The sequence below is a fragment of the Streptomyces sp. NTH33 genome (genome assembly GCF_003236365.1).
Lineage (GTDB): Bacteria > Actinomycetota > Actinomycetes > Streptomycetales > Streptomycetaceae > Streptomyces.
This window is the reverse complement of sequence record NZ_POTZ01000467.1, coordinates 1-5,344: the sequence shown is the minus strand read 5'-3', so window position 1 is coordinate 5,344 and position 5,344 is coordinate 1. Positions and strand designations below refer to the sequence as shown.

Annotated in this window: 5 protein-coding genes; 3 read left to right on the top strand and 2 right to left on the bottom strand. The window is 73.0% G+C overall.

All coding sequences use genetic code 11. From position 1 onward, the window contains the following. Both C1I97_RS30620 and C1I97_RS30615 read right to left on the bottom strand, forming a co-directional pair. A partial coding sequence (locus C1I97_RS30620; RefSeq protein WP_111006343.1) for a glycoside hydrolase family 65 protein occupies nt 1–2,250 on the bottom strand: 2,250 nt, incomplete at its 3' end. Further along, nucleotides 2,247–2,996, bottom strand: coding sequence for a beta-phosphoglucomutase family hydrolase (locus C1I97_RS30615; protein ID WP_111006342.1), 750 nt, complete (start codon nt 2,994–2,996; stop codon nt 2,247–2,249). The genes C1I97_RS30620 and C1I97_RS30615, both read right to left, overlap by 4 nt. A gap of 127 nt (nt 2,997–3,123) precedes the next feature. Here C1I97_RS30615 and C1I97_RS30610 point away from each other — a divergent pair, with 127 nt between their 5' ends. From C1I97_RS30610 to C1I97_RS30600, 3 genes are all read left to right on the top strand, one after another. Continuing rightward, nucleotides 3,124–3,783 carry a nucleoside/nucleotide kinase family protein gene (locus tag C1I97_RS30610; RefSeq protein ID WP_111006341.1) on the top strand — a complete coding sequence of 220 codons (660 nt, stop codon included), beginning with the start codon at nt 3,124–3,126 and terminating at the stop codon, nt 3,781–3,783. Further along, complete coding sequence (locus C1I97_RS30605; protein WP_258382811.1) at nt 3,780–3,947, top strand: hypothetical protein; 168 nt, start codon at nt 3,780–3,782, stop codon at nt 3,945–3,947. Before C1I97_RS30610 ends, C1I97_RS30605 begins: the two co-directional genes overlap by 4 nt. A gap of 166 nt (nt 3,948–4,113) precedes the next feature. After that, the gene (locus tag C1I97_RS30600; RefSeq protein ID WP_181446990.1) at nt 4,114–5,046 is read left to right on the top strand and encodes a MurR/RpiR family transcriptional regulator; all 933 of its coding nucleotides are present in this window, start codon (nt 4,114–4,116) and stop codon (nt 5,044–5,046) included. Nucleotides 5,047–5,344: the final 298 nt, after the last annotated feature.

The window sequence follows — 5,344 nt, the reverse complement described above, 5'->3', positions numbered from 1 at the left end:
GAGCACGACCGGGGTGCCGTGGTGACGGATCCTCAGGGGCGGGCCGTCCACCAGTGCGTACGTGGCGCTCTGCTGGGTGATCTCCACCCGCAGCCGCCGTCCGCGGAACTGCAGTATGAAGGCGAGGCGGCTGAGCTTCTCCGGAAGCCGCGGCGAGAACCGCAGCGTCTCACCGACCCGGCGGGTGCCGCCGAACCCGGCCACCAGCGCCATCCAGGTGCCGGCCAGCGACGCGATGTGCAGTCCGTCGCGGGTGTTGTGCTCCAGGTCCTCCAGGTCCATCAGGGCCGCCTCGGTCGTGTAGTCGTAGGCGAGGCGCAGATGGCCCGCCTGCGCGGCGATGGTGGCCTGGACGCACGCCGACAGCGAGGAGTCCCGCACGGTCAGCGGCTCGTAGTAGGCGAAGTTGCGGGCGATGTGCTCCTCGTCGAACTCGGCGCCGCAGGTGTACATCGCCAGCACCAGGTCGGCCTGCTTGATCACCTGCTTGCGGTACAGGTCGAAGTAGGGGAAGTGCAGCATCAGCGGGTACTGGTCGGCGCGGGTGCCGGCGAAGTCCCAGCGCTGGTAGCGGGTGAAGCCCGCACTCTGCTCGTGCACGCCCAGTTCGCCGTTGTACGGGATGTTCATCACCTCGGCGGCGTCCCGCCAGGCGGCGCTCTCCTCGTCGTCGGCGCCGAGGCGTTCGGCCTCCTTCGGGTGGCGTTCGACGACGTCGGCGGCGGCCAGCAGGTTCGCGCGGGCCATCAGGTTGGTGTACGTGTTGTCGTCGGCGAGCGCGCTGTACTCGTCGGGGCCGGTGACGCCGTCGATGTGGAAGGTGCCGCGGTGGTCGTGGTGGCCGAGCGAGCGCCACAGGCGGGCGGTCTCCACGAGCAGTTCGAGCCCGGTGTCGCGTTCGAAGTCCTCGTCGCCGGTCGTCGCCACGTAGCGCACCGCGGCGTGCGCGATGGCGGCGTTCACGTGGAAGGCGGCCGTCCCGGCGGGCCAGTACGCCGACCCTTCCTGGCCCTCGATGGTCCGCCACGGGAACGCGGCGCCGCGCAGGCCCAGTTGGGCCGCGCGCTCCCGGGCGGCGGGCAGGGTGTTCTGCCGCCAGCGCAGCGCCTCGGCCACGGCGTCCGGCGAGGTGTAGGTCAGCACGGGCAGCACGAACATCTCGGTGTCCCAGAAGGCATGCCCGTCGTAGCCGGAGCCGGTCAGCCCCTTGGCCGGGATCGCCCGCTCCTCGGCGCGCGCACCGGCCTGCAGCACGTGGAAGAGGCCGAAGCGGACGGCCTGCTGGATCTCCTCGCCGCCGTCCACCTCGACGTCGGCGCGCGCCCAGAAGTCGTCGAGATAGGACCGCTGTTCGTCGATCAGGCCGGTCCAGCCCACGCGCGCGGCGGCCGCCAGGGCGGCGTCCACCTGGTCGCTCATCGCCGGCAGGGAGCGGACGCCGGACCAGCCGTGGGCGACGAGCTTCTCCACCCGCAGCTTCTGCCCCGGCTCCAGGGCGGAGGCGACCGTCAGCCGGGCCAGGTCGGGGTGGCTCTCGCTGCCGGTCGTGGTGTGCTCGGGGCCGGAGACGACGTGGTCGGCGGCCACGGCCACCCTCAGGCCGCTGCGCCGGGTGCGGTGCACCAGACGCAGCCGGTGACCGGAGGCGAAGTCCTGCTCCGGCTCCAGCGGGGACTCGAGGGCCAGTGCCGCCCGCGGGTCGCCGTTGGGCTCGGGCAGCTGCTCGTTGGCCACCAGCTCCGACTGGACGACCACGCGCGCCTGGCAGTCGACCGGCTCCACCTCGTAGGCCACCGCGGCGATGGAGCGCTGGGTGAGGGAGACCATCCGGGTGGCGCGCACCCGGATCCGGGTCCCGGCGGGGGAGCACCACTCGCAGGTCCGCTCCATCACCCCGCGGCGCAGGTCGAGGACGCGCTCGTGGGAGACGAGCCGGCCGTAGCGCAGGTCGAACGGCTCGTCGTCGACGAGCAGCCGCAGCACCTTGCCGTTGGTGACGTTGATGACGGTCTGACCCGACTCGGGGTAGCCGTAGCCGGCCTCCGCGTACGGCAGCGGGTGCACCTCGTACACGCCGTTGAGGTAGGAGCCGGGCAGGCCGTGCGGTTCGCCCTCGTCGAGGTTGCCGCGCCAGCCGACGTGCCCGTTGGACAGCGCGAAGACGGACTCGCTCTGGGCGAGGACGCCGAGGCTGAGTTCCGTCTCGCGCACGGTCCACGGCTCGACGGCGTACGCACCGTGGGTGATCATGCGGCACCCCCCGCGGCGAGGAGTTCGGCGAGGTCCTCGACCACCACGTCGGCGCCGTGCGCGTACAGGGCGTCCCGCTGGCCGACGCGGTCGACGCCGACGACGTATCCGAAGCGGCCCGAGCGGCCCGCCTCCATGCCGGCCAGGGCGTCCTCGAAGACGGCGGCCTGCTTGGCGTCGGCGCCGAGGTCGTGGGCGGCGGCCAGGAAGGTGTCGGGGCGGGGTTTGCCGGGCAGGCCGCGCTCGCGGGCGACCACTCCGTCGATACGGACGTCGAAGAGGCGTTCGGCGTCGATGGAGTGCAGGACGTCGCGGGTGTTGGCGCTGGAGGAGACGACCGCGGTCCTCAGCCCCGCGGCCCGGACGGCCTCGATGTAGCGCAGGGTGCCTTCGTACGGCTCCACGCCGTCGGTACGGATCTTCCGCAGGAGGAGTTCGTTCTTGCGGTTGCCGACACCGTTGACGGTCTGCGCGTCCGGCGGGTCGTCGGGACTGCCCTCGGGCAGACGGATGCCGCGGGAGGCGAGGAAGGTGCGCACCCCGTCCGCGCGGGGGCGTCCGTCGACGTACTCGTCGTAGTCGGCGACCGGGTCGAACGGCCGGAAGTCCGCGCCGTCCCGTTCACGCAGGAACGCGTCGAACGTCTCCTTCCAGGCGGCCGCGTGCACCACGGCCGTCCTGGTGATCACCCCGTCCAGGTCGAAGAGGCACACCGTGATGTCTTCGGGCAGACCAAGCTGTGTCATACAGGGCACCTTTCCCCGCGTGGCGGGTTTGAGAGGGTGTCGAGTACCACATCTGACGCTCTTTCCGACCGGCGGATCCCCACGGCACGCCGGGACGCGTCACCGCCCGGGTGCCACACTGTGGCGTGTGAAGCCGACCTTCGACGACCTCCTCGCCCGTGCCCGGGCCCTGACCTGCCCCGGGCACCGCGCGCTCCTCGGCATCGCGGGCAGCCCCGGCTCGGGCAAGTCGACCCTGGCCGAGCACCTGGTGCGGGCCCTGAACGGCGACGGCGGGCCGTGGGCGGCGCACGTCCCGATGGACGGCTTCCACCTCGCCGACGCCGAACTCGGCCGGCTGGGCCGCCTGGACCGCAAGGGCGCGCCGGACACCTTCGACGCGGCGGGGTACGCGGCGCTGCTGCGCCGGCTGCGCGAGGAGCGGGACGAGACGGTGTACGCGCCCGGCTTCGAGCGGGTCCTGGAACAGCCGTTGGCGGGCGCGATCCCGGTGCCGCCGTCGGCCCGGCTGGTCGTGACGGAGGGCAACTACCTGCTGCTGGGCACCGGTCCCTGGGCGCGGGTGCGGCGCGAGCTGGACGAGGTGTGGTTCTGCGAACTGGAGGAGGACGAGCGCGTCCGCCGTCTCGTCGCCCGCCACGAGGAGTTCGGCAAGGCGCACCAGGAGGCGGTGGACTGGGTGCTGGGCACCGACCAGCGCAACGCGGACCTGGTGGCGGCGACCCGGGACCGCGCGGACCTGGTCGTGCCGGAGGCGGCCGTGCCGTCCGGCCGTCGCGCGGCGTGAGCCGTGCGGCCGACCCGCGTCGTGTGCCCCCGGGGCGGGTGCGCGGGCTGCTGGTGGTGTCCGACTCCGCCGCCGCCAAGGCCGAGGGGCGGCTGGCCGAGCTGATCGGCTCCGGCCGGCCGGTCGACGAGGTCGGCCACTCGATCACCCTCTACCGGCGGTGACCGACCACAAGTCCCTTGTCGGCGGCGGGTGTCGGAAGCCCTCCGCGCCGGCGTCGCACGCGCGGCGCAGCATGTCGAGGAGTTCGACCGGGTGTCCGCACCCGCCCTGGTCACGGCGGTGGGTGGGCTATGTTGGGCGGCTGTGGGAGACAAAGGAGGCACCTCGGTGCCATCGCCGCAGCAGGCTCGCGCACAGGCGTCCACGATCACCTCGAGGAAGACGGGGAAGACCGTGCCGCGGGCTCAGGCCGCCCCGGCGTCCCAGCTCAGAGCGCTCTTCGACGGACCGCACCTGTCTCCCGGGCAGCGCCGCATCGCCCAGTACCTGATCGAGAACATCGCCGAGGCGGCGTTCCTGTCGATCACGGAACTGGCGGACCGGGCGGGCGTCAGCCAGCCGTCGGTGACCCGGTTCGCCGCGGCGGTCGGCTTCAGCGGCTACCCCGCGCTGCGCGAGAAGCTCCAGTCCATCGCCCTCAGGACGCTGGCCGGGGGTCCGGGCGCGGCCGAGGAGGACCGGGGCAACGAACTCCAGGCGGCCGTCGACGCGGAGATCGAGAACCTGGAGAACCTGCGCCGGGACTTCGCCGACCCCGACCTCGTGATCGACACCGGCCGCAGGCTGTCGCGGTCGGCCCCGCTGACCGTGCTCGGCCTGCGCATCTCGGTGTCGCTCGCCGAGTACTTCGCCTACGCGGCGCGGCGCATCCACCCGGACGTGCGGCTGGTGACCCTCGGCGGCAGCGTCGCCTACGACGCGCTGCTGCAGTCCCGCGAGGCCGGCGGCACCTGGGTGCTGGCGTTCTCCATGCCCCGGCACTCCCACGAGACCCTGGCCGCCGTACGGGTCGCCCGCGAGGCCGGACTCAAGGTGGCCCTGATCACCGACCTGGCGCTCGGGCCGGTCGCCGACGAGGCCGACGTCACCTTCGCCACCGGCACCGGCTCCCGCCTGGTCTTCGACTCCTACGCGGCGTCCGGCGTGATGTGTGCGGCGCTGCTGCAGGCCATGGCCGACGCCGACCCCGAGCGGACCCAGGCGCGGCTGGAGGAGTACGAGCAGATCGCCGACCAGCACCAGTTCTTCCTCCGGGACTGACGGGGCCCGGGCCCGGCGTCACCCGAGGTGAGGGCGCCGTTCACAGCAGGCAAGAATTTTTTCATACGTCTTGCAAAGCGAACGGCATATATAAATACTGCTCACGGATCACGGCCGGTTCACCGCCCGGCACACATCCACCCCCGCACACGGGTGCCCCGCGCCGCCGCCTCCCGCCGGCGTCGGCGCACGGGGTGTTCGGTCGGGCATCGCCTGCGCGAGCGCCCGCGGCGGTCCCGGTCATCCCCTAGGCCGGGGCCGCCTCATCCCGGCGGACCACCCCCGGCCTCGCCCCGCC